Consider the following 25,328-nt stretch of genomic DNA (forward strand, 5'->3'; position numbering starts at 1 on the left):
GGGCTTTTTGTTTGAAGCCTTTTTAAGCTTAGTGGCTTACCGGTAACTGTTTAAAGATACCATCTACCACTTTAGGTAATTGGGCAATAACTTTTTCAGGGTTGCGGCTCAACTCGCCTGCACCATAGCCAATCCAAACGGTTTCGCGGGTGCGGCTGTCAATCAGCTCAATGGCAAGTACACCTTCTTTAAAGTGCTCTTTAACCGGGTAGCCATAACCGTAACCATAGCCACCCCAGCCGCCATAACCAAACCAGGGGCGGCGCCATCCCCAACCCCAGCCGCCGTAAAAGCCGCCATAGTATGGGTAGCCTCCGTAGTAGGCATTGCGGGTACCCCTGTCAACCAGGGTAGTGTAACGTACCAGCAGATCGGCGTTGCTTTCTTGCAAGGTTAAACCTTTGCTTTGCAAAATAGTAACGGTTGCTGTTTTGATTGTACGGGCAGCCTCCGGGCTTTTGAAATAACGATTGTTATTCAAATAGTTTAAACGCGCTCCTAAACCTTTTTGGTCGTTTACTATACTATCCGGTTTACGGTTAGGTAAGTTTTGCGCCCAGGCAAAAGTTTTGTACTTGTTTAAGCTAATAAAGCTATCGCCAGCTTTATAATACCTGTAGCTCGAACAGGCTGAAAGTACTGACAGGCTTAACAGTACCAGCCATATATACCATTTTCTGTTCATGTGATTTTTGTCTTAGTTTATTAGACTTTAATCTAACGGAAGGTTTAACCCGGAATTACTTTTTTCCTGATATTTTTTATCGCTGATTTTGAGGCGTTAAAGGCAGCTTTTTGATGATGCCCGAAACAATTTTAGGAATATCCTGTATCGCCTTTGCCGGGTTATCTACTTCGCCAACGCCGTAACCCCGCCAAATCACTTTATGGCTCTGGCGATCAACCAAATCAATCATCAGCGTACCTTCTTTATAGGGCACTCTTTCAACATCATCGCCTACATAAACCGGGTACGGATTGCTGTAACGATAGTAGTAAAAACGGCGCCCCCGGTACATACCTACCGCCGGATAAACACCACCACCTGCGTAATCATACACAGGCTGATCGTAAACCCGTTCTTTATCGCTTACCATAATGCTGTAGCGCACCAGCAGATCCGGTTTTTTAGCTTTTAGCATCAGGCCTCGTTGCTCCAGGTTTTCAGTAACCGCTTCTTTAATACGCTGGTCGGTAATATCACTATTGTAGGCACTACTGCTTGCATTTTTAACGGCCGGTAACCACGCAAAGGTATGGTAACGGCTCAGATTGGTATTATTGCTTCCTACGGCATAATAAGTGTACCTTGAACAGGCTGCAAACAAACTACCCAGCAGAAATAGAATCACCACAAAACTTATCTTCTTCATAATTTATATCATAGTTAGATGTATGTGATATAAGCCGAGAAAGCCTTAAGTTGTTTGCATGGCAGCCGTTTTAACGAATTATTTTAAGTTCTAAATATCAACCGTTTACGCTTCATTAATTAATTTTATAAAAGTTCAGAAACGCTTAAACTATTTTATTGCGAATGGCGTTACTTAACTATAAATAAAAAATATTTCCACAGAACTTCTCCCCTAATAATGCTTTTGCTGACTTGCAATCAGCCTGAACTTTTTGTGCTGGGTTATCCACTTGCTTCTTAACCAATACGCCGGTCTGCTTACCGGCACAGTAGCTTTTAACCAAATAAAAATAACAGATTATGGCAAAAGGAAGATTAATGATGGCATTTGCTGTTTTAGCATGTTGCGGTTTGGCCAGCGTGAAAGCCCAGAGCAAAAAAGAAGTTATTCAATTGCTCAGCAAGCAGGTGGATAGCTTACAGAAAGCATTACATGCCAGGGAGGAGAGTACACACCAACTGGAGGTGAAATTAGCACGAATAGAAGGAGCTGCTGAAGTAAACAGCGGGCTGATTAAAAGAATGGAAAGCAAAACTGATAGCCTGCGCGAGGCCCTGATTGCCCGTAATGGCATCATTGAAAATCAAAAGGCGCAGCTTGCAAAACTTACTGCCGATGTAAGCAGATTGCAAAACCAGGAAAAAGAATGGAGCACAAAAAATGAGGCGCTGTTAGCCGAGCTTAAAACTTTTAAGGATAAAGCTGAGCCTGCTATTGCGGCAGCTAAGGAGGCCAAAGTTGTGGCCGAGGCACCTAAAGAAGCGGCTAAACCCGCACCGGCTATCGCTACAGCTGCTACCACTCCTGTAAACAAAACAGAACCACAATGAAACAGGACCAATAAAATCAAAAGGTGCTTATTAGCGTAGGCACCTTTTGATTTTATTGATAATTTAAGTTATTAAGACAAGTATTTACCTACAATAGGCATACGGCGGCCCATACCAAAAGCTTTTGGCGATACCCGCAAAATAGGCGGTGTTTGGTAACGCTTATGCTCAGCCGTGTTTACCAGCTTAATTACTTTACGCACGGTAGCCTCATCGTATCCCATACGTATAATTTCGGTTGAAGAAAGGCGGTGCTCTATGTACTCCACCAAAATCGTATCCAGCGTATCGTAATCAGGCAAAGAGTCGGAATCTTTCTGATCCGGGCGTAACTCAGCTGAAGGTGGTTTTACGATGGTATTTTGCGGAATGATTTCCCGATCCCGGTTGATGTATTTAGCCAGTTGATAAACCTGTGTTTTGTACACATCGCCTAAAACTGAAATACCGCCGCACATATCGCCATACAACGTACCGTAACCTACTGCAGCCTCGCTCTTATTGCTGGTATTGAGCAGAATGTAACCGAATTTATTACACATAGCCATAAGTATAACTGCGCGGCTGCGGGCCTGCAAGTTTTCTTCGGCTATATTGAAAGGCAGTCCTTCAAATTGCGGTTTCAGCGCTTCGTCAAATGCATCGGTTACTGCTTTAATAGCTATCGTTTCGGATTTACAACCCAAATTTTGCACCAGGGCTTCGGCATCTGATACCGAGTGACCGGTTGAGTATTTAGATGGCAGCAAAATACCCATTACGTTTTCGGCCCCCAGCGCGTCAACAGCCAAAGCTGCTACCACGGCAGAGTCAATACCGCCCGATAAGCCCAATGTTGCTTTGGTAAATCCCGATTTGTAAAAATAATCGCGAATGCCTAAAATAAGCCCCAGGTATATTTGTTCAATATCACTTTGGCGCTCTTCCTTTGTAGTTACCGGCTGGTTGGGTGTTATGGTGTTATCATCATTTAGGGTGTAGTAGGCTATGCACTCTTCAAAATAAGGCATCTCATCTACCAGTTTACCTTCCGCATCAAATACCAGCGAACCGCCATCAAATACAATTTCGGTTTGTGCGCCTACATGGTTCACATAAAATAGCGGCAGCTTATAATAATTTGCATTATCACCCAGTATCTGTATACGCTCTTCGTCGTGGTTGTAAGCAAACGGCGATGCTGCGATGTTAATCATCACATCCGGGTTTTGCTTAATCAGCTCGTCCATGGGGCGGGTTACATACAGCGGGTTTTCGATGGTGTTCCATAAGTCCTCACAAACGGTAAGCGCTATACGGCGACCTTTAAATTCCACTACCGAAAATTGCGTTTCGGGTTCAAAGTAGCGGTATTCATCAAACACATCATAATTGGGCAGCAGGGCTTTGTTCACTACCTGTTTTACTTCACCATCGGCAATAAAGTATGCTGAATTATGCAGCGCCTTGCCACCTTTGCTTCTGTGCTGGTTGATGGTAGGGGTGCCAATAATGCACGCAATATCGGTGCAGGCAGCAGCAATTTTTTGTGCCGAATCTTCGCACAAGCCAATAAATTCTTTGAACTCTAAAAAGTCGCGGGCCGGATAGCCGCTGATGCAGAGTTCGGCAAAAACTACCAGGTCGGCACCCTGTTGCCGGGCTTTATCCAAAGCATCGATTATTTTAGCCGTAATGGCGTCAAAGTTGCCAATATGATAGTTAAGCTGAGCTAAGGCGATTTTCATACGATCAAGACAGATATATTTAGATAAGTTGCTTTATTTAATTGCAACTCAAAACAATTAATTTTGTTTATAATGGACAATGATGATGTCCAGTAAAAGCAAAGTAAAACATTTTTACCTGTATTTTTTAGCTGTCGCCCTGCTAACAGCCTGCCAGCGCAATAAAAAAGTTGATGTAAGCAACATTAACCTGCAGGTGCATATTGAACGCTTTGATGATGATTTTGATAAGCTGCGAACGCCTCCTATTCATCCCAAAGCGCAGTTGCTTTATAACCGCTACGCCAGCTTTTATGTGGATTTTATGGAACGCATATTACAAGCCGGCGCTGTAACTGATACGGCCGCCAGTTATGGCAATCTGCGCCGTGTATTTGCGGGCAAGCCCTACAATGATTTGAAGCAGGAGGTTGACCTCGTATTCCCCAACCTGGAAAAGCAGGAAGCCGAGCTTACAGATGCATTTAAGCACATTAAGTATTACTACCCGCAAAAACAGCTGCCTAAAGTGTATGCCTACGTATCAGGCTTTCAGGCACAAACTTCTATCGGTAATGATTACTTTGCCGTAGGATTGGATCTGTTTTTAGGTGCCGGCAATAAATTCTACCCGGCGCTTATCAACACTTTTCCACATTATATTTCGCGCAGGTTTACGCCCGATAACATTACGCCACGTGTGGTTGAGGGAATTGCCCGCGAGGACATGTTCCGCGAGCGTGAGAAAGACAAATCATTGCTGGCCAAAATGGTTTACGAAGGCAAAATCATGTACTTTATGGATCAGGTATTACCCGATGCCCCCGACACCCTGAAGATTGGCTATACCGGTAAACAACTGGAATGGTGCCAGCACTTTGAGAAAAACGTTTGGGGATACTTTTTGGAAGAAAACCTGCTGTATGAAACCGACTATCAGAAAATTCAAAAGTACCTGAACGAAGCTCCTTTTACCCCCGGACTGGGTGAAAATAACGAATCGGCACCTAAGCTGGCTATATGGACCGGCTGGCAGATTGTGCGCACTTACATGCAAAACCACACTAACGTTACCCTGCAACAATTAATGAATATGAATGATGCCCAGCAGCTGCTAAACGAATCGGGGTATCATCCTAAATAAACAGAAAATCCACAAAGCAAAACGGGCTTCCTGAATATTCAGGAAACCCGTTTTATTTATAATAAATCAGTGCAGACTTTTAACTAAGCTTTTAAGATGGAAAACACACCTTTCAAGGCAATCAGGATACCAATAATCAAAATGATGTTTGATAAGCTGGTGAACAAAAAGCCGTGGCCCCAGATCTCGTCCAGGAAGCGGACAAATACACCCGCAAGGCCTATAATTACAGCTGCTGTTATGATAATATAAATATTGGTCGAGTTAGCTTTTTGCATTGAATCCATCGGAGTACTTTTTATGTTGCCGACAAAAATATAAATGTTTACGTAAAATTGCTAATGCTTTTTTACTTAAATATTAGATAACCCTACCTGCTTTCTGCGTTTATAAGCGCGGTAACCTATCCACGCAAGCGCGCCTATCAGGAAGAACACCCACAGGTTGGTTAAGCCAATTATTATGTCGGCAAATAAGTTCCAGCCGTTGGCCAGTGCAAAGCCTAAGCGGCTTAACAGCGGTGCCCGGTAAACGGTAGGATCGTCATTCGGTATAATTTCTTTTAGTATTGTGTTATTAGCGAACAGGCTCAGCTCAAGTACACTGTTTTTTGCGGCAGCATCTGTACGTAAGTTGGTTACTTTCTGGTCTACCATATCATCTTTAAGTGCCAGTACATCCGCTGGGTTTTTGATGATGATCTTACCTTTCTTTTGCTGGCTGATGATTTGCGTACGGCTTTCGAGCTTCAGCTTATTACTTAGGTAATCAAGCGTTAGATCCTCGATATCCATTTTACGCATATTCACGTAAAGTCCCATCTTACCAACTTTGGTCATGAAGTGCTCTAAGCTGTCTGACGGTATTTTTACCGTGATGCTGGCCGTTGTACTGAAAGAAGAAACCCGCATTATTGAATCATCATTACGACGTATATCATTCGTTCGATCTACGGTTGATTGCTCGTCGTGGTGCATGACCATGCCCCGGTAGCTTTCTGTTAGGGCCACAATATTTTCGCTGGCTCGGTGAATGTCTTTCACCTTCATACTCATCTGCGCAGTTTTCACAAGCTTTACACTGTCTGTATCGGTAAAAGCAGTATCTGTCTGGATAGCATAAGCTTTTTCGTTATTAATTGGTTCATAATTACCCCGGCCTTTACAGGCAGCCAACAGGCAAAGCGCGGCCAGGAGCACCAATAAGTGATTCATTTTCATAGCAATAGGTTTTGTGATTTTTATATTGATACCACATTTGCCACAAAAGTAACCTACCCATCAGGCACGTAACAGCCTTGTTACAATCCCTGTTCTTGCTTAATCACATCGTTTTATTGGCAAATAGCGGTAATCCAATCAGCACAATTAAGTGGCTCTATAATATTCCAGCTATGAAATCCCCTACCCTGCGTGGTGATATATGTGGTTTTAGTGTTTCCAATACTTTGTAAAAACTTATTCAGCCGATCCAAATCGCAGGCATTGATATTTTCATAGGTTAGCTCAGAGCAGTAAGTTTTTTTAATAAAATCTATATCAGGTTCACTGTAAAGCCTGATAGGTAGATTTTTTAAATGACTGGCGTTACCTCCGTTGATTATGCTGTGGGTAAAGGATGAGTATTCCTGATATTTTTGGGGCTGTAACTGCGGCGGGCCGCCCATAACTTGCTCAAGCTGCGCCTTAATTTAATAGCCTTCTTTTTGGATGATACCGCTGCAGCTTGCTATCATGTGCTCTGCTGTTGTGTACAATCGTTCCAAATCTAACGGCCCGTCAACAACTACTAAACCTTTAAGAGCACTTGAAGTATCCTTGGCAAGTACGTACTCCGCATACCTTGTTGCAATAGCGCCGCCAGCCGAAAAGCCACCAATAATATATGGAAGTATATTGAATTTCTGTTGTCCTTGACGGATTACAGCATCCAGCACATCTATACTATATTGGTCTGCATACAATAAAGTATGTATTTCCGGAACAATAGTAACAAAGCCTTTGGCAGCTAATAACTGAGGAAGCTTAGTTTTAGAAAAAACACTTTTAATAGCCTCACCTGCTCCGGGCAATAGTACAACTATGCCTTTAACCTTACCTGTAGGCTCCATATAACAGTAATTAAATGTAAGCCCGTTAACACTGTACTTAGTTTTATGAATTGCTTGTGCGCTTACTTTGCTGCCGGCAAACAGAAAGATTGCATATAAGAGAATGGTAAAGTGAATAGGTTTCATGGCTGATAGTTTACAGCAAGTTACTTCAACCAATATGCTAATAACAAAAAAAGCCGGAAGAAAGTTCTTCCGGCTTTTTAAAAATCTTACGATGATAAAAATTATCCATTCGATAAAGCTGCAGCACCACTCACAATCTCCGTAAGCTCGGTAGTGATGGCTGCCTGGCGGGCCTGGTTGTATGATAACTTCAGGTTTTTCAATAATTCACCGGCATTCTCAGTGGCTTTATCCATGGCGGTCATACGTGCACCATGCTCAGAAGCATGAGAATCCAATACCGCACGGTAAAGCTGTATTTTGATATTCTTTGGTATCAGTTGCTCAACAATAGCGCTTTGCGAAGGCTCCAGGATATAATCTGTTTGTTGGGCTTGTGCTGAACCTTTGGTTTTCAGTTTTCCCGAATCTTCCTGCTCTTCCGCTTTTGGCACAGGCAATAATTGCTCAGTAACCAATACCTGTACGGCAGCATTACGGAAGTGGTTGTACACCAGTTCAACGCGGTCATACTGTCCGTCGATGAAACCCTGCATAATGGCTTCTGTAATTTTAGACACGTTGGTAAAAGTCAGATCTGCATATACCTCGTTGTTATCGCCAATTACGTTGAAGTTGCGCTTCTGGTAAAAATCCTGAGCTTTACGGCCAATAGCTACGATAGATACGTTACCAGCTTTAAACTGGTCGTTGTATTTATCAGCAATCAGGTTGTTGGTTGCTTTAATGGCGTTAGCATTGAAAGCCCCTGCCAAACCACGGTTTGATGATACCACCACGATAAGTACACGGGCAGGCTCACGTTCTTGCAGGTACGGCGAAGCCGCATTTTCAATACTTGCTGATAAGTTAGCCAGCATCTCTTTCAGCTTTGTAGCATAAGGGCGCAGCTCAACAATAGCATTTGTAGCTCTTTTCAGCTTAGCTGCCGAAACCATTTTCATGGCTTTGGTGATTTGCTGCGTAGAGTTTACAGATGCAATGCGGTTTCTTACTTCTTTTAAATTAGCCATTCTTTTTGGGGTATCCGGTATTATATGTCAAGTATCAAGATGGGCTTGAACCACACCGTCATCCTTCAATACTCAACTTAATACTTCTTTCTATAAGGCAAGTATCAATTATGCTTTCTTGATAACTGATACTTGCTACTTGATACTAACAAATAATTAATACTTTCCTGCCAGTTCTTTAGCAACTTGCTCTAAAACACCGGTAATTTGGTCATCAAATTTACCAGCTTTCAGGGCTGCTAAAGTTTCTGGATGACGCATTTCCAGTTGGCTGGTAAATTCGTTTTCGAATTCTTTGATTTTGTTTACAGGTACATTACGCATTAGGTTTTTAGTACCTGCATAAATGATAGCTACCTGTTTTTCAACAGTTACCGGCGCAAACTGACCTTGTTTCAGGATCTCCACGTTACGGGCACCCTTGTCAATTACGTTTTTGGTAGCCGCATCCAGGTCAGAACCGAATTTAGAGAACGCCTCTAACTCACGGTATTGTGCCTGATCCAATTTCAAGGTACCGGCAACTTTTTTCATGGATTTGATTTGCGCGTTACCACCCACACGTGATACAGAGATACCTACGTTGATAGCCGGACGCACACCTGCGTTGAACAGGTTTGATTCCAGGAATATCTGACCGTCAGTAATAGAGATTACGTTGGTTGGGATATAAGCAGATACGTCACCAGCCTGAGTTTCGATGATCGGCAAAGCTGTTAATGAACCACCACCTTTTACCAGGTGTTTGATTGACTCCGGAAGGTCGTTCATTTGACGGGCAATCTCATCATTGCTGTTAATTTTAGCGGCACGCTCTAATAAACGGCTGTGCAGATAAAACACGTCACCAGGATAAGCCTCACGGCCCGGTGGACGACGCAGTAACAATGACACCTCACGGTAAGCTACCGCTTGTTTTGACAAATCATCATACACGATCAATGCAGGACGACCGGTATCGCGGAAATACTCACCGATAGCAGCACCGGCAAACGGCGCGAAGAACTGCATTGGCGCAGGATCTGACGCGTTAGCCGCTACTACGATTGAGTAGGCCATAGCGCCATTCTCTTCCAGTGTACGAACAATGTTCGCAACGGTAGAAGCTTTTTGGCCACAGGCAACATATATACAGATTACCGGCTGACCGGCATTGTAAAATTCTTTTTGATTGATGATGGTATCGATACAAACCGCAGTTTTACCAACCTGACGGTCACCGATTACAAGTTCACGCTGACCACGACCAATCGGAATCATAGCATCAATAGCTTTGATACCGGTTTGTAATGGCTCAGTTACCGGCTGACGGTAGATAACGCCTGGCGCTTTACGCTCCAAAGGCATTTCGTAAGTAGCACCTGCAATTGGTCCTTTACCGTCAATAGGCTCGCCCAGTGTGTTAACCACACGGCCCAGCATACCTTCGCCTACTTTTAATGAAGCAATTTTATCGGTACGTTTAACGGTATCGCCCTCTTTCACTTCATCATATTTACCCAGCAATACCACACCCACGTTATCTTCTTCAAGGTTCAGTACGATACCTTGCAAACCATTTTCAAACTCAACCAGCTCGCCTGATTGTACTTGAGTTAAGCCATAAACGCGTGCAATACCGTCACCAATCTGGAGTACGGTACCCACTTCTTCTAATTCAGATTCTGACTTAAAGCCCGACAGCTGCTGACGCAGGATGGCCGATACTTCGTCTGGTCTAACCTCTACCATTGTTGTTTTATTTAGAGTTTGTTTCTTATTTAACTTATACTACTTTCTGAGCAAAATCCTTTTGCAGCCTTTTTAAACTGGTGGCTACTGAGGTATCGATTTGTCTGTCGCCAACGGTTAATACAAAGCCACCAATTAATGACGGATCAACTACCGCGTGCAGGTTAACCTGTGCGCCGGCAATGCTTTGTACATCGGCAACAATCTGCTGTTTGTTAGCTTCAGACAGGGGTGCTGCCGAAACTACCTTAGCATTAACAATCTTTTGCTTGATGTTATATTGGTTGATAAACTCTTTAGCCGCCGAGAACAGAACCTCGCCACGTCCTTTGTTTATCATGATTTTGAAAAATGCAAGCGTGTTGGCACTTACCCTGTCGGTAAACACACCTTCCAGCACTTTCAGCTTTTTATCGTGTGATATGATCGGATTGCGCAATACCGCATTAAGCTCAGGGTTAGCTTTTAATGTTCGCACAAAAAAGGCCATATCCTGCTGGGTAGCCTCTAAAGCATTTTGCTCAATGGCTAAGTCAATCAGCGATTTTGCGTAACGGGATCCAACTGTTAATTCAGACATATCTTTTTGATTCCGAAGATTGAATGTTCAGTTTCGAATGTACTTAATAAAACCGCAACATTCTGAAACCTAAAGTTCTAATTCGATATTAGCTTATTTTAACTTCTCTTAATAAGTCAGCAACCATTTCGTCCTGAGCTTTCTGATCGGCCAGCTCCTTGCGCAGCAATTTCTCAGCAATTTCAACTGATAATGCAGCTACCTGGTTTTTCACATCAGCTAAGGCAATTGCTTTCTGGCTGTTGATTTCTAAACGGGCTTGCTCAATCATGCGGGCACCTTCAACATTTGCCTGTGTTTTAGCTTCGTTTACAATCTGGTCTTTCAGTTTGCGGGCTTCGCTTAAAATCAAGTCGCGCTCAGCACGGGCTTGTTTTAACAGTTGCTCATTTTCGTTGGTTAAGCGGGCCATTTCTTCTTTAGCAGCCTCAGCTTTCAATAAAGCATCCTCAATAGAACGCTCTCTTTCGCTGATGGCACCCATGATAGGTTTCCAGGCAAACTTAGCCAGCAGGATAAGCAGGATAACAAATGCTAATGCGGCCCAAACCACAAAGCCTAAATGATCATTTAATAAACCGTCAAATAACTCTTCCATTTATATTTTCAGTTATAACTTAACTACACTTTTAACTTTATAAAACCTTACCTGCTGCCAACCGCTGCAAGTAAGGTTTTAATTTTTTGAGTCGGTAAAAATTATTTACCTAACAGGGCAACTACCACACCGAACAGTGCAACACCTTCAATAAGGGCCGCAGCGATAATCATCGCAGTTTGGATTTTAGTAGAAGCTTCAGGCTGACGAGCAATACCTTCCATAGCTTTGCCACCTACCTGACCGATACCGATACCAGCACCGATAACTGCTAAACCTGCACCTAATGCAGCAATACTTCCAGTCATGTTTGTTAAAATTTAAAAGTTAATATAGTGTATAATTATTTTTCAGATTAATGATGATGCTCTTCAACTGCAGTACCGATAAACAGTGCAGTAAGCATGGTAAAGATGAAAGCCTGCAGAAACGCTACCAACAACTCGAGCACATCCATAAACAACACGAATGCGATTGACACCGGTGCAATGAATAAGGTTTTGAAGATAAAGATCAGGGCAATTAAGCTTAATACGATAATGTGACCGGCTGAAATATTTGCGTACAAACGAATCATCAACGCAAACGGGCGGGAAATTACACCGATCAGCTCCACCGGAATCATGATTGGATACAACCAAACAGGTACTGGTGGCATAAAGATGTGTTTCCAATAGTATTTATTTGCGCTGAAGTTAACCACCAGCATCACAATAAATGATAGCACGAAAGTCATCAGGATATTACCAGTAACGTTAGCACCACCCGGAAAGATAGGCACCAAACCCAACAGGTTATTGATCCAGATAAAGAAGAAAATGGTTAGCAAAATAGGCATGTAGCGTTCGTAACGGTAACCAATGTTCGGGCGGGCAATCTCGTCGCGCACAAACATAATCACCGGCTCAACTAACGATTGCAAACCTTTAGGTGCTTTACCCACACGCTTACGGTAAGCAGCAGCTACGCTCATGAATATAACCAGCAACAAAATACCGGCAATCCATAAAGCCACCACGTTTTTAGTGATCGAAAAATCGTAGATATGCTTTGAAGCTTCTTTATCCACTTCGCCGGCAGCATTTACTACGCGAATTTTTTCTTCAACCAGCTTGTAAGTATAGTACTTACCTTGATGTGCTTCATGACCGTGATGAAACTCGCTTGCCGAGAAGAATTCGGTACCTTTATCAGTGAAAAGAATTACAGGTAATGCGATAGAAGTTTCACCGCCCACATGCCAGTAGTGCGAGTCGCCAATGTGCTCCAGAATTGCAGTTGTAGGATTAAAGGCTTCCTGCTCCGCATTTTTAGCCTCTGTGGTGCTACCCTCACCTTGTATAGCAAAAGTTTTACACGTGGTTAGTGTAAAAAAAACACCTAAAATTACGCTGAGTAAAGTTTTTTTTGAGTTCAAAATGTGCCTAAAATCCATTTATCGGGAGATTTTTACTTTTTATTTTGGACGCGCAAGTTAGTCAATAAACTGTAAACTTCAAAAGCCGTATAAAAGAAATACAGGTAAAAAAAGTTGACCACAAAAACGATGTCATTTACCTTGTATTTGGACAAATAAATCAAGGCAAAAAACATGCATAAAATAAGCTTAAATGCAGTTCCGCCCAGAAATATTTGCCCGCCCAGCTCACCGTTGCGCTGCTGCCCGTAAATAACACCCAGACAGAGCAGGAAAGTTAGCGACGAAAAAAACTGGAACAACAGCCAAAATCCGGGAACCAGCACCTGTTGTTGACCGGTAAAGCCCAACAGCGCCGGTGGCAAAGCTATGGCTACTGTGGCAATGCCAAAAGCAATAAAAAAGCGCTTCAATTTTTTAAAGATTTAACTACAAGATACAAAGACGCAAAAACACCAAATAATGACAACAAAGCGGTAACCCATTGCGTAGTATGCCCGGCATGCTTGTCAATTTCATAACCGGCAAAGGTGAGCGCTCCTATGATCACAATCATCTGGAAGGCGATGCCTGTATACTTAATATAATCGTTAGCCGGTTTATTCATGAATTTTGCCTATGCCTTAAATAATTACAGAACCGCAAATTTATTAAATGCCTTGCATAGTATTTAGTAAATTAGCCATGCTTTTATATAATATCTTTTGAATTTGAAGCGCTTGTATAAATCTTACGGTCTTAAATCGTTCATCTTACTTCTTGTTTTACTGGCCGGGTGCTCGCTCGAAAAAAAGAGCGCAGTGAACCGGGGCTTACAGAATTTAACGGCCCGTTACAATATTTTGTTTAATGCCAACGAGCTGCTAAAGCAGAAGCAAGACACCTATACGGCATCTTTTATAGATGCGTACAACCAGATTTTGCCCGTATATCAGGATACAGCATCAAATATTACCACGCAGGATAAAGAACTGGATGCCGTAGTAGCCAAGGCCAATAACATTATCAACATCAAAGAACAAAGCCATTACATTGGCGATGCCTACCTGCTGCTGGGCAAGGCAGCGCATTTAGGCGGCAATTATTATAATGCGGTAGAATTTTTTAGCTACGTAACCCGCTCTTTCCCATCCGAGCACGATTTGGTGCAAGAGGCACGCGCCTGGCAGATACGCTCGTTGCTATATTTAAACCAGTTGCCACTTGCTAAAAACATCTTGGACTCGACCATGCTGGACATGACCGCCAAAACCGACAAAGCGGCGGATATTTATGCAGCAGGCTTACAATATCACATCAATGCTCAAAACTATCCGGAAGCTGAAGATATGGCACACAAAGCCATCAGTTATTGCAGCAATAAGCAGCAAAAGCTGCGTTGGACATTCATCCTGGCACAATTACAGGAGCTTAACCGCAAACCGGCTGATGCTTATGATAGCTACACCCGTGTGGTAAAAAGCAATGCCCCGTTTGTACTGGCTTTCAATGCCGACCTTAACCGTATACGCATTGAGGATACCCGTAACGGCGCACAGTTAAGCCGTGCTGATCGCTTGAAAAGGCTTTTGCGTAATCAAAACAACGAAGAGTTTACCGACCAGATTTATTATCAGTTAGGCGAACTGGCACTAAGCGACAACCACCTGGACGATGCCATTAAAAACTACAGGCTATCGATAAGATACAGCCAAAAGAACCTGACGCAAAAAGGACTGAGCTACTTAAGGCTGGCAGACATCAACTTTAAAAACAAGGCCGATTATGTGCAGGCCAAGCTATATTATGACAGCACGTTGCGCAGCCTGCCGCCTAATTATCCGGGTTATAACGCCATACTTAAAAAGGCCGATAACCTGCAGTTACTGGCCGACCGTTTGCAAACCATTGCCCGCGAAGACACCTTACAGGCTTTAGCCAAGCTTGATGAACCTGAACGCCTGCGCCGTATTGAGTTGATGGTGAACCGCCAGGTGGTACCGCAAACCGGTGTGGCAGCAGTAAGCAACCCATTTACCAACGCAGATAATGCGGTGGCACAGGGCGGGCCAAATGATAACAGCAGCAGCTTTTATTTTTACAATACATCGGCCGTAAGCCAGGGGTATACTGCTTTTAAACGCCGCTGGGGAAACCGTAAGCTGGAAGACAACTGGCGCCGTAGTGATCGCTATAATAGTGATATGGCTCTTAACGCAACCAACACCACGCAAAATGTTGACCCAAGCGTTACCCCGCCGCCTATGCAAAAAAGCACGGTTGATGTAGTAGCTACCGGCTATCGTCAGGATATATTGCAAAGCATCCCGCTAACGCCCGAACAACTGGCCCAGTCAAACATGCGCATTTACAATGCTTACGTAGATATCGCCAATTTTTACCGCGATATTTTGGACGACAAGCAGGAAGCCATCAATATTTATCAACTATTAATAACCCGTTTCCCGAACGATCAGAACCTGGTTGCCAATTATTATAACCTTTACCGTTTGTATAGCGGCATCAGTCCGGCCCGTTCTGAAGAGTACAAAAATTTGATATTAAGCCGTTATCCTAACACACCGTTTGCCAAAGTAATTAATGATCCGGATTATGCCCGCCGATTGGATGATCAGGATGCCGAACTGAATGCCTTTTATAATCAGATATATGATTTGTACACGCACCGCTCTTACAAAGAGGTGATTACCAGAGCCGACGACCTGATCAGGCAATATCCTGAAAGCAAACTGGCTGCGCAATTAGCTTACCTGCGTGCACTGGCTTCGGGCCACCAAGAAAAAGTTGTACCTTTTAGGGCCGAACTGCAGCAAATTACCGTTCGCTATCCCGACGATCGCCTGATTACGCCACTGGTAAAACAGCATATGGCTTATATAGATGCCAACCAGGCCGAAATGGCCGCCCGCCCGGTAGCATTATTAGATACCGATCCGGAAGCGATACCATTTATGCCTGCGCCGGCCGTGCCAACGCAAACAATTGCAGTGGCTAAATCACCTGCCCAGCCTAAACCGGCTGCTCCGGTTACCCAGCAATCTGCAGTTGTGGTGCCTGACAAGCCAGCCGCTCAGCCTAAAGTTGACGAGCCGGTTGCCAAACCTGTTACACCAACACCTGCACCCGCAGCACCATCTATATTCAATAAGCGCGATAGTACCAATTACTACTTTGTAATTAATGTGAGCAGCGGTACCACCAATTTGTCTTCGTCGCGTTTTGGTATAGGGCAGTTTAACCGTACCAATTTCCAGGGCGCACCTATCAAGCACCTGTTAAAACCCATAGGTGCCGATAATCAGGTGATTTACGTAGGCCGCTTTTACAGCAGCAACGATGCCAAGGATTATGCCCGCAGCATTGTGCCCCTTTTGCCGCAAATTATGAAGGTACCTGCCGATAAATACAGCTTTTTTATCATCACTCAAGAAAATCTGGATAAATTAGCCGATCGAAAATTACTGGATAGTTACGTTGACTATTACCAGAAAAACTATTAGAACATGATTACGAAACTGAAGCCCGAAGAAATACGCAGCTATAACCGCACTTTATGGAAAATAGTAATTGGCTGTTTTGCATTTTTTGTGCTGATTATGGCTTTGGTTGCTTTTGGCATTTTTGGCCCGCTGCCTTCTTTCCGCGACCTGGAAAACCCGAAGAGCAACCAGGCATCCGAAATATTATCATCAGACGGGCGTACGGTACTGGGCACCTATTATGTACAAAACCGCTCAAACGTTAATTACAACCAGATATCGCCCAATGTAATTAACGCCCTGATTGCTACCGAGGATAACCGTTTTATGGATCACTCAGGTATTGATTTTGGCCGTACTTTTACCATTATTTTTTATAACCTGATTGGTAAAAAGCAGGGCGGTAGTACCATTACCCAGCAGCTGGCGCTCAACCTTTTTTCCGAACGCTCGCACAATGTATTTAAACGCATTACCCAAAAACTGCAAGAGTGGATTATTGCCGTAAACTTAGAGCGCCGCTACACCAAGGAAGAGATCATTACCATGTATTTAAATACAGTTGATTTTGGTGCTTACAACACCTTTGGTATCAAATCGGCATCACGTACTTATTTCAACACCACGCCCGATAAGCTAACTGCCGATCAGGCGGCATTGCTGATTGGTATGGTTAATGGTCCTGGTATTTATTCGCCTATCCGCCACCCCGACAATGCGGTGAACCGCCGTAACTTTGTATTACGCCGCATGGCCGAAGAAGGTATGCTGAGCGATGGCCAGGCCGAAGAATTTAAACAAAAGCCGCTGGGGCTGAACTTTAAGCCATCCGACCATAATGATGGTCCGGCTACTTACTTCAGGGCTGTTTTAAGAAAAGATGTTCAGAAGATTCTGGACGATCAGTCTATCGTAAAATCTGATGGTACACCTTATGATCTGGATCGTGATGGTTTAAGAATTTACACTACCATCAACAATACCATGCAGCAGTATGCTGAAGAAGCACAAAAAGAATATATGCGCGATTTGCAAGTGCAGTTTAACCAGCACTGGCGCGGCCGCAGCTTATGGAAAGGCGTAGCTAACTTCAAGCTGTTGTTAGATCAGGGCATGAAACGTTCAGACCGTTACCGCTGGCTCAAACAACAGGGAAAATCAGATGACGAGATTAAGGAAGATTTTAATACGCCAACCACGGTAAACCTGTTTACCTGGCATGGTAACATCGATACCACCATGAAACCCATCGACTCTATTGTATACAGTAAGATGCTGCTGCGCAATGCCATGATGAGTATGGATCCAACCACCGGTTATGTAAAGGCCTGGGTTGGCGGTATCAATTTTGAACATTTTAAGTACGATCAGGTAAAAATGGGTGCCCGTCAGGTTGGTTCAACCGCCAAGCCGTTTACCTATGCCGTGGCTATTGATAATGGCTTTTCGCCATGTATGCAGGTAAACAACGTACCCGATACCATTTACGGATATGGTAAGCCGTGGTGCCCGGGCTCATCACCATCAGAAACGGTACCTGGCGCTATTACCCTGCGTAAAGCCCTGGCCCGTTCGCAAAACTGGGTTACCGCCCACGTTATGAAAGAAGTAACGCCCGTACCGGTAATGCAGCTGATTAAAAAAATGGGCGTTACTACCGCGGTTCCGCCATATCCGTCTATCTGCTTAGGTACATTCAACGCATCGGTATTTGATATGACCGGGGCTTACAGTGCATTTGCCAATCACGGTGTATGGACCGAGCCTATTTACCTGTTGCGTATCGAGGATAAGAACGGCAACCTGCTGTATGAACGTAAATCGCGCGTGGTACAGGCCATGAACGAGCAAACCGCTTATGTAATGAGCTACATGCTAAAAGGCGTGGTTGATGAAGGTACTGGCTGGCGCTTGCGTAGCAAATATGGCCTGCGCAATCCTATAGGCGGCAAAACGGGCACTACGCAAAACAACTCCGACGGCTGGTTTATAGGCATTACGCCTTACCTGGTTACCGGTGTATGGACAGGTTGTGAGGACCGTGACATCCATTTTAGATCTACCCATTTGGGTGAGGGCGCCAATACGGCATTGCCTATTTTTGCGTTATATATGAAGAAAGTTTACGCAAACCAAGCATTAGGAATTAAGCAGGGTGTTGACTTTGATCCGCCTAAAAACGGCCTCAACATTCAGCTGGATTGCGGGGCGTACAGCCAGCAGCAGCAAGCTACTACCGAGGTAGATAACAAGCTGGGCTTTTAAGACAACAGAATAAGCAACCTTTTGCAAATCAAAACATTATTCACAAATGTTGATTATTTGATTAGCGAGAGTGTATATTGAAATACCTGTATCGGGTACTTGATTTCGGAATCTTTCGTTATTGGGTACCCGATACTTACTTTATAACCCGTTGACGGGGCAAGGGAATTTGAGATGTTTGATTACCGAGAAGCACTAAAAAAGATACCACATAAACCCGGCGTATACCAATACTGGGATGAGAATAATGAGCTGATATACATTGGCAAGGCTAAAGACCTGCGCAACCGTGTATCATCTTATTTTGTAAAAGACCACCAGGTGAGTTCTAAAACCCGGGTACTGGTATCTAAAATACGTAATATCACTTTTACAATTGTAGATACCGAGGTAGACGCCTGGCTGCTGGAAAACAGCCTGATTAAAAAGCATAAGCCGCGCTACAACGTGCTATTGAAAGATGACAAGACCTACCCCTGGATCATCATCAAAAATGAACGTTTTCCGCGCATATTCTGGACACGCAATATTGTGCGCGATGGCTCCAAGTACCTGGGCCCCTACCCTTCGGTAAGCATGATGCATACCATACTGGGGGTTATCAAAGAAACTTACGCTTTGCGCACCTGCAATTTAGCGCTAACGCCCCAAAACATCAACGCAGGTAAATTCAAGGTTTGCCTGGAGTACCAGTTGGGCAACTGTAAAGGCCCATGCCAGAACTACCAGACCGAGGATGATTATAACAGAAGCATCAGCGAGATACAGGATATACTGAACGGCAAAATCGGTAACGTTATACGCAACCTGAAAACGGACATGGAAGGTGCAGCCCTGAATCTGGACTTTGAACTGGCCCACCGTCTGAAACGCAAGTACGATCTGCTGGAAAACTACCAGAGCAAATCAACCGTGGTAAGTTCATCCATTACAGATGTGGATGTTTTCAGTATAGCATCTGAAGAAAAATATGCCTTTGTAAATTTCCTGAAGGTTATGAATGGCACCATCATCCAAACCCAAACTATTGAGCTGAAAAAGAAGCTGGATGAAACCGATGCCGAACTATTGTCTTTAGCTATATCAGAGTTCAGGAGCCGCTACAGCAGTAAATCGAAAGAGATCATCGTTCCGTTTGAGATTGAACTGGATGACGACAACATCAAGTTTACTGTACCCAAACTGGGCGAAAAGAAAAAGCTGCTTGATTTGTCGCAGAAAAACGTACAGTTTTTTAAACGCGAAAAGATAGACCAGTACGAGAAGCTGAACCCCGAAGTACGCTCGGAACGTTTGCTTACGCAGATGATGAAAGATTTGCGCATGAACCAGCTACCCCGGCATATTGAATGTTTTGATAACTCCAACTTTCAGGGTAAGTACCCGGTATCGGCCATTGTGGTGTTCAGAGATGGCAAACCGTTTAAAAAAGACTACCGCTTTTTTAACGTAAAAACAGTTGAAGGCCCCAACGACTTTGCCACTATGGAAGAAGCCGTATTTAGACGCTACCGCCGTTTGCTTGATGAGAATACACCACTACCGCAGCTGATAATTATTGACGGTGGCAAGGGACAATTAGGCGCTGCCCTGAAAAGCCTGAAACTGCTGGGCATCGAAAAGCAAATGACCGTGATTGGCATAGCCAAACGTTTGGAAGAGCTTTATTACCCCGGCGACCAGTACCCGTTGTACCTGGATAAAAAGTCGGAAACATTGAAAATCATTCAGCAGCTGCGTGATGAGGCCCACCGGTTTGGTATTACAGCCCACCGCAAAAAGCGCGACAAAGGCACGCTGGCCACCGAGCTGGAATTGGTACCCGGCATAGGCCGCCTCTCTGCCGAAAAGCTATTGAAGCACTTTAAATCGGTAAAAAAGATACGTGAAGCCAGCCTGGAAGAATTACAGGAAGTTGTAAACCTGAAACAGGCCCAAGCGGTAAGTAACTACTTTAAAGAAAATGCTCCGGTTGCAAGTAATACCGTGTAATAAAACAAAAAGCCTGATTCAATGAATCAGGCTTTTTGTTTTATTGCTAATATTTAAATTATCTTCCTGTTGAAGCAGCTGCTGCTTTAGGTTGTGGCCGGTTAAGGCGGAAACGCGCCTTAATAGTTTCTAACTCTGCACTGTTAAGCGCTGAAGTTTGCTTTAGGATGCTGGTAAAGGCATCTACCTCACTATCCGAAGCAGGGCAGCCCAAGTTTTCGCCTTTGGCATCAGAGCCGGGGTCGCCACCGTTTGCCCTTATTTTCGAATCGGCCAGTAGCTTGCCCTTGGCATCGAATATAAAGAAGTAAGGTATGCCCTGATCGTCGCCGTGATATTTTACCAGCAGCTCTTTTGCACCAGGGTTTTCCAGGTTTTCTTTACCCTTTGATTCGTTTACTACCAAATGCGTAATCACGTAGCTTTTATCGAACAGCGGTTTGCATGCCGCATCATTGATGGAAGCATCCATCTTTTTGCACCAACCGCACCACGAAGCATGAAACATAACGATCACGTTCTTCTTCTCTTTTTTGGCCTGCATGCAAGCCTGCTTAATAACAGCATCGGCCGTGGCCGGTGCCTGTGCAAAAATACTGCTGCTAAACAGCAGGAATAATGCTAATACGAAAGAATATTGGGTTAAGCTTTTCATTTTAAGTACAAAAGTATTTAGCCAATATACGGCTATATCAATTACAAAAGCAAATACACTAACTATTATCCGTGAATGGTTTCGCGCTTGCCGTAGTTTTGTATTACCTGGGCTTCATAAGCTAAAAATTCGCTCCAGCGCTTATCTACGTCAATATTACCGGCATACTTTTTAGCCAGGCGAATAAAGGTGGTGTAATGTGTGGCTTCGCTAATCATCAGTTCATGATAAAATGCAGCCAGCTCGGCATCGTTAATATTTTCAGACAATACTTTAAAACGCTCGCAGCTGCGGGCCTCGATCATGGCTGCAAAAAGCAGGCGGTCAATCAACTGCTCCTCACGGCTGCCGCCTTTTTTCATAAATTTAAGCAGTTCGTTCACATAATCATCCTTACGCTCGCGGCCAAGTATATAGCCACGCGCCAAAATAATGTCGTGCACACGCTTAAAGTGATCCATCTCCTCCTGCACCAACAAAGCCATTTCCTGTACCAGATCAGACAGGTTTGGGTTTTGCACAATAAGGGTAATGGCATTGCTGGCAGCCTTTTGCTCGCAAAAAGCATGATCAGTTAAAATCTCTTCAATATTGCTCTCTACCACGTTGGTTACCCAGCGCGGATCAGTAGGCAATTGCAGTTTCAGGATAGTTCTTTCGCTCACGATACAAAGATACAGGTTTTTGAAATCAAGCGTATAGCTCCTACTAACTACAGATGCGCAAAATTATCGGTACAGGTTTTTGCTTTCAATAAACTTTAGCACGGCATCGGGCACAAAATACTGCACATTCTTTTTGGCAGCCAGCGCCGTGCGGATAAACGTGGCCGAAAGCTCCATCAGCGGCGTCATGGTAATGGTTACCGACGGGTGCGAGGCCAGATCGGCATTTTCATAACCGGGGCGCGGGTATACATAAATCTGGTAGTCGCGCAGTATCAGCTTATAATTTTTCCACTTAGGTAAACCTGCCAGATTATCCGATCCCATAATCAGCACAAACTCGTGCTGCGGATACTTTTCTTTCAGGTGGGTTAAGGTATCAATGGTATAGGATGGTTGCGGCAGTTTAAGCTCCGCATCACTCACTTCAATGTTATCTGCATTGTCGGTAGCCAACCGGGCCATTTCCAGCCTATCGTAAGTATTGATAAGGCTGCCGTACTTCTTCAACGGATTTTGCGGTGTTACTACCAGCCATACCTTATCCAGTTCGGTATGATTGGCCATGTAGTTGGCAATAATTAAATGCCCGATATGTATAGGATTAAATGAACCAAATAGCAGACCAATCTTCATTTTTAAAGTTTTTTCAGTTGGCAATTATATTACCGTTAATCCGCTTACCAAAATTTTGTTTGCTTTATGAGAGTAAGATAATAAAAACGACTGAAAATATGAGTAACGCGCTATCAGGCGAAGCCATAAAACTTAAATATCATCTCGCAGCACTAAGATAGTAATGCCATAAAAGCATACTTGCTAAACTACGGTAGGGCCGCCAACTATCGGCCATTACCAACAACTCATCTTTTGTAAACGCAGCGGGTAATTGCTTAAGCCGCTTCATACCATTCACAATCGCCAAATCGCCCACCGGGAATACATCGGTGCGGTGCAAAACCATGAGCAGATAGATATCCACTGTCCAGTTACCGACGCCTTTTAATGCGGTTAACCGGCTTCGCACTTCATCATTGGGCAGGCTTTCCAGTTCCGCCAAATTTAAATTTCCACTTAACAGTGCTTCGGCCAGGTATCTCACATAGGCACTTTTCTGCCGGCTAAAGTAGCAGGCTTTCAGTTCATCGTCTGATAGCATCAGCAGGCCTGCCGGCGTTATCTCCTGTATTCGCTCTTTCAACTTATTTAAAGCGGACAAAGCGGATGCCAGTGACACCTGTTGCTCCAAAATAATATGTACTAATGATTCAAATGTATTTTCTCTCGACCAAAATGGCGGGTAACCAAAGGTTTGGATAACCCGTGCCAAATCACTATCCGTTGTGGCTAATTCATCGCATAGGGTTTGGTAGTTGCTTTGATTAAAGGTGGCGATCATTGATAGAGATAAGGTGCAGGAGTTGCGATTTGTTTTGACGGTTTATGATTGTGCTGTTTACAATGTTTATGCTTAAACTTTAACTTCCTTTAGTGCTATTTACCTGCTTTGTCCGCTCATTGCCGCGGAGGCTACTTACTTTGTCATAGCCACAAAGTAAGCAAAAGGCCTAGCTTTCGCAATCCCTGCCATCGCTACAGGCCACACTCCCGGCCGGGTGCGAAAGCAGGCCAACGCTCATTTGAGGCAGGAGGAGCGGGGAGCGAGATTTTCCTTTTTAAGCGTAACAATCTGTTTATGGAGCAGCAAGGAACTTGGGATTTACAGTTGTAGTGTCAGGCATAACAAACCCTGTACTAACAATATTAGGATTTACGTTTTACTTTGCCGAATTTTATCGGCATGAATAATCTGCCGCCTTTAGCTGAACGTATGCGGCCGCGTACGCTGGATGATTATGTTGGGCAAAAGCACCTGGTAGGCCAGGGTGCGGTGTTGCGCAAAGCCATTGAGTCGGGCAATTTACCTTCCATGATTTTTTGGGGGCCGCCCGGCGTAGGCAAAACCACGCTGGCTTATATCATATCACAGTCGTTGTCACGCCCATTCTTTTCGCTGAGTGCTATCAATTCGGGAGTAAAGGATGTACGCGAGGTGATCGAAAAGGCTTCGCTGCTAAAAAAAGGCGGCCAAACTTTGCCGGTTCTGTTTATTGACGAGATTCACCGCTTCTCCAAATCGCAACAGGACTCATTGTTGGGTGCCGTAGAGCGGGGCATTGTAACGCTTATTGGTGCAACTACCGAAAATCCATCTTTCGAGGTAATATCGGCGTTACTATCACGCTGTCAGGTTTACATTTTACAGCATCTGAGCGAGGACGATTTGGTTAACCTGCTGCAAAAAGCCATGCGCGAGGATGAGGTGCTTAAGCAAAAGAACATCACCATACAGGATCATGAAGCCCTGTTGCGCCTTTCAGGCGGTGATGCACGTAAACTGCTGAACGTATTTGAGCTGCTTATTAATGCCATGGACGCACCCGAGATTGTCATAACCAACGAAGCTGTGCTGGAGAATGTGCAGCAAAACATGGCACTGTATGATAAAGCCGGCGAACAGCACTATGACATTATTTCGGCGTTTATCAAATCTATGCGGGGCAGCGATCCTAATGGTGCGGTATATTGGCTGGCCCGTATGCTGGTAGGTGGCGAGGATCCGTTATTTATTGCCCGCCGCATGCTCATACTGGCATCAGAAGATGTTGGCAACGCCAATCCAAACGCATTGCTGCTGGCGCAAAGCTGTTTTGAGGCCGTAAACGTTATCGGTATGCCAGAGGCGCGCATTATCTTATCGCAAACTGCAGTTTATCTGGCTACTTCACCTAAAAGCAATGCCACCTACATGGCTATTGACGAGGCTATGTCTCTGGTACGGCAAACCGGCGATTTGCCTGTACCCCTGCACTTACGCAATGCACCAACTAAACTGATGAAGAACATCGGTTACGGTAAAGAGTACAAATATGCCCACAGCTACGAGGGCAGCTTTATTGATCAGGACTTTTTACCTGATGCTATTAAAGGCACAAAAATTTATGAGCCCGGCAACAATGCCCGCGAAAACGAAGCGCGTGAAAAGCTGCGTAAGCTTTGGGGCAACCGCTATAAATATTAATAATCGTTAAATTAAAATATGGTTAAGATACGTGAAGCCGCCCCTGCTGATGCTACCCTGATTGTAGACCTGGCACAGCAAACATGGTGGCCAACCTATTCTGAAATACTCTCGGATGAACAGATTACTTATATGCTGCAAACCATTTACAATCCGGCTAAAATTGAACAGCAAATAGCAACCGGCGAGCAACATTACCTGATATTGGAAGAAGACAGCCAGCCTGTAGGTTTCGCCGCCTACTCACCGCGTGAAGAGAATCCAGAGATTTACAAGCTGCACAAGCTCTATTGCCTGCCCCAAACACAAGGCAAAGGCTATGGCAAGCTACTCATCAATACCGTTGCCGAAAAAGTGCGGCAGGCAGGCAAACACATTTTAGAGCTTAATGTAAACCGCTATAATAAAGCACTTAACTTTTATGAAAAGATGGGCTTTATTATAGCTTACGAAGAAGACATTGCCATTGGCCCATATTGGATGAACGATTTTGTAATGCGCAAAGAGTTATCCGTGTAAC

The 25,328-nt window shown here is 44.1% G+C and carries 25 protein-coding genes; 7 read left to right on the forward strand and 18 right to left on the reverse strand.

The window, feature by feature from the left end:
- Positions 1–28: 28 nt before the first annotated feature.
- Both KHS38_RS07795 and KHS38_RS07800 read right to left on the reverse strand, forming a co-directional pair.
- The gene (locus tag KHS38_RS07795) at positions 29–685 is read right to left on the reverse strand and encodes a DUF4136 domain-containing protein (protein ID WP_213487928.1); all 657 of its coding nucleotides are present in this window, start codon (positions 683–685) and stop codon (positions 29–31) included.
- 76 nt (positions 686–761) lie between these two features.
- Positions 762–1,373: a DUF4136 domain-containing protein gene (locus tag KHS38_RS07800; protein WP_213487929.1), complete on the reverse strand. Its 612-nt coding sequence runs from the start codon at positions 1,371–1,373 to the stop codon at positions 762–764.
- A gap of 341 nt (positions 1,374–1,714) precedes the next feature.
- Between KHS38_RS07800 and KHS38_RS07805 the strand changes: the two genes are divergently transcribed.
- Complete coding sequence (locus KHS38_RS07805) at positions 1,715–2,245, forward strand: hypothetical protein (RefSeq protein ID WP_213487930.1); 531 nt, start codon at positions 1,715–1,717, stop codon at positions 2,243–2,245.
- 71 nt (positions 2,246–2,316) lie between these two features.
- Here KHS38_RS07805 and KHS38_RS07810 read toward each other — a convergent pair whose 3' ends face one another.
- Entirely contained in the window at positions 2,317–3,972 is a 1,656-nt protein-coding gene (locus tag KHS38_RS07810; protein WP_213487931.1) for an NAD+ synthase, read from the reverse strand.
- Positions 3,973–4,054: 82 nt separating this feature from the next.
- On the opposite strand from KHS38_RS07810, the gene gldB reads away from it, so the two are divergent.
- Positions 4,055–5,095: a gliding motility lipoprotein GldB gene (gene gldB / locus KHS38_RS07815; RefSeq protein ID WP_502887928.1), complete on the forward strand. Its 1,041-nt coding sequence runs from the start codon at positions 4,055–4,057 to the stop codon at positions 5,093–5,095.
- Positions 5,096–5,178: 83 nt separating this feature from the next.
- Here the strand turns inward: gldB and KHS38_RS07820 are convergent, their stop codons facing one another.
- From KHS38_RS07820 to KHS38_RS07870, 11 genes are all read right to left on the reverse strand, one after another.
- A complete protein-coding gene (locus tag KHS38_RS07820; RefSeq protein ID WP_213487933.1) occupies positions 5,179–5,382 on the reverse strand; it encodes a hypothetical protein in 204 nt (67 codons plus the stop codon).
- Between the two features lie 66 nt (positions 5,383–5,448).
- A complete protein-coding gene (locus tag KHS38_RS07825) occupies positions 5,449–6,315 on the reverse strand; it encodes a DUF4349 domain-containing protein (RefSeq protein WP_213487934.1) in 867 nt (288 codons plus the stop codon).
- 470 nt (positions 6,316–6,785) lie between these two features.
- A complete protein-coding gene (locus tag KHS38_RS07830; protein WP_213487935.1) occupies positions 6,786–7,331 on the reverse strand; it encodes an alpha/beta hydrolase in 546 nt (181 codons plus the stop codon).
- Between the two features lie 101 nt (positions 7,332–7,432).
- Positions 7,433–8,344, reverse strand: coding sequence for an ATP synthase F1 subunit gamma (gene atpG, locus KHS38_RS07835; RefSeq protein WP_213487936.1), 912 nt, complete (start codon positions 8,342–8,344; stop codon positions 7,433–7,435).
- A 156-nt stretch (positions 8,345–8,500) separates the two neighbouring features.
- Entirely contained in the window at positions 8,501–10,075 is a 1,575-nt protein-coding gene (atpA, locus tag KHS38_RS07840; RefSeq protein ID WP_213487937.1) for a F0F1 ATP synthase subunit alpha, read from the reverse strand.
- A gap of 34 nt (positions 10,076–10,109) precedes the next feature.
- Positions 10,110–10,655, reverse strand: a complete 546-nt coding sequence (atpH, locus tag KHS38_RS07845) for an ATP synthase F1 subunit delta (protein ID WP_213487938.1) — start codon at positions 10,653–10,655, stop codon at positions 10,110–10,112.
- A gap of 88 nt (positions 10,656–10,743) precedes the next feature.
- A complete protein-coding gene (atpF, locus tag KHS38_RS07850) occupies positions 10,744–11,253 on the reverse strand; it encodes a F0F1 ATP synthase subunit B (RefSeq protein ID WP_213487939.1) in 510 nt (169 codons plus the stop codon).
- 101 nt (positions 11,254–11,354) lie between these two features.
- Entirely contained in the window at positions 11,355–11,561 is a 207-nt protein-coding gene (gene atpE / locus KHS38_RS07855) for an ATP synthase F0 subunit C (protein WP_213487940.1), read from the reverse strand.
- Positions 11,562–11,608: 47 nt separating this feature from the next.
- The gene (atpB, locus tag KHS38_RS07860; protein WP_213487941.1) at positions 11,609–12,688 is read right to left on the reverse strand and encodes a F0F1 ATP synthase subunit A; all 1,080 of its coding nucleotides are present in this window, start codon (positions 12,686–12,688) and stop codon (positions 11,609–11,611) included.
- Between the two features lie 14 nt (positions 12,689–12,702).
- The gene (locus KHS38_RS07865; RefSeq protein ID WP_213487942.1) at positions 12,703–13,083 is read right to left on the reverse strand and encodes a hypothetical protein; all 381 of its coding nucleotides are present in this window, start codon (positions 13,081–13,083) and stop codon (positions 12,703–12,705) included.
- Positions 13,080–13,277: an AtpZ/AtpI family protein gene (locus KHS38_RS07870; protein ID WP_213487943.1), complete on the reverse strand. Its 198-nt coding sequence runs from the start codon at positions 13,275–13,277 to the stop codon at positions 13,080–13,082. Before KHS38_RS07870 ends, KHS38_RS07865 begins: the two co-directional genes overlap by 4 nt.
- A 97-nt stretch (positions 13,278–13,374) precedes the next feature.
- Here KHS38_RS07870 and porW point away from each other — a divergent pair, with 97 nt between their 5' ends.
- The 3 genes from porW to uvrC all read left to right on the forward strand — a co-directional run bounded on the left by porW (position 13,375) and on the right by uvrC (position 20,406).
- Positions 13,375–16,170, forward strand: coding sequence for a type IX secretion system periplasmic lipoprotein PorW/SprE (gene porW / locus KHS38_RS07875; RefSeq protein ID WP_213487944.1), 2,796 nt, complete (start codon positions 13,375–13,377; stop codon positions 16,168–16,170).
- Positions 16,171–16,173: 3 nt separating this feature from the next.
- Complete coding sequence (locus KHS38_RS07880; protein WP_213487945.1) at positions 16,174–18,414, forward strand: transglycosylase domain-containing protein; 2,241 nt, start codon at positions 16,174–16,176, stop codon at positions 18,412–18,414.
- A gap of 174 nt (positions 18,415–18,588) precedes the next feature.
- The gene (uvrC, locus tag KHS38_RS07885) at positions 18,589–20,406 is read left to right on the forward strand and encodes an excinuclease ABC subunit UvrC (RefSeq protein WP_213487946.1); all 1,818 of its coding nucleotides are present in this window, start codon (positions 18,589–18,591) and stop codon (positions 20,404–20,406) included.
- 58 nt (positions 20,407–20,464) lie between these two features.
- Here the strand turns inward: uvrC and KHS38_RS07890 are convergent, their stop codons facing one another.
- The 4 genes from KHS38_RS07890 to KHS38_RS07905 all read right to left on the reverse strand — a co-directional run bounded on the left by KHS38_RS07890 (position 20,465) and on the right by KHS38_RS07905 (position 23,125).
- Entirely contained in the window at positions 20,465–21,061 is a 597-nt protein-coding gene (locus tag KHS38_RS07890) for a thioredoxin family protein (RefSeq protein ID WP_213487947.1), read from the reverse strand.
- A 65-nt stretch (positions 21,062–21,126) separates the two neighbouring features.
- Entirely contained in the window at positions 21,127–21,726 is a 600-nt protein-coding gene (locus KHS38_RS07895) for a MiaE family protein (protein WP_349627915.1), read from the reverse strand.
- 63 nt (positions 21,727–21,789) lie between these two features.
- Positions 21,790–22,362 (reverse strand): nicotinate (nicotinamide) nucleotide adenylyltransferase, encoded by a 573-nt coding sequence (gene nadD / locus KHS38_RS07900; protein ID WP_213487948.1) that lies wholly within the window; start codon positions 22,360–22,362, stop codon positions 21,790–21,792.
- Between the two features lie 139 nt (positions 22,363–22,501).
- Positions 22,502–23,125: a DNA-3-methyladenine glycosylase family protein gene (locus tag KHS38_RS07905; RefSeq protein ID WP_213487949.1), complete on the reverse strand. Its 624-nt coding sequence runs from the start codon at positions 23,123–23,125 to the stop codon at positions 22,502–22,504.
- A gap of 402 nt (positions 23,126–23,527) precedes the next feature.
- Here KHS38_RS07905 and KHS38_RS07910 point away from each other — a divergent pair, with 402 nt between their 5' ends.
- Entirely contained in the window at positions 23,528–24,808 is a 1,281-nt protein-coding gene (locus tag KHS38_RS07910) for a replication-associated recombination protein A (protein WP_213487950.1), read from the forward strand.
- Between the two features lie 18 nt (positions 24,809–24,826).
- On the forward strand, positions 24,827–25,327 hold the full coding sequence (locus tag KHS38_RS07915) for a GNAT family N-acetyltransferase (RefSeq protein WP_213487951.1): 501 nt from the start codon (positions 24,827–24,829) through the stop codon (positions 25,325–25,327).
- Position 25,328 lies beyond the last annotated feature (1 nt).

Origin of the sequence: Mucilaginibacter sp. Bleaf8 (genome assembly GCF_018390515.1) — a bacterium.
Classification (GTDB): domain Bacteria; phylum Bacteroidota; class Bacteroidia; order Sphingobacteriales; family Sphingobacteriaceae; genus Mucilaginibacter.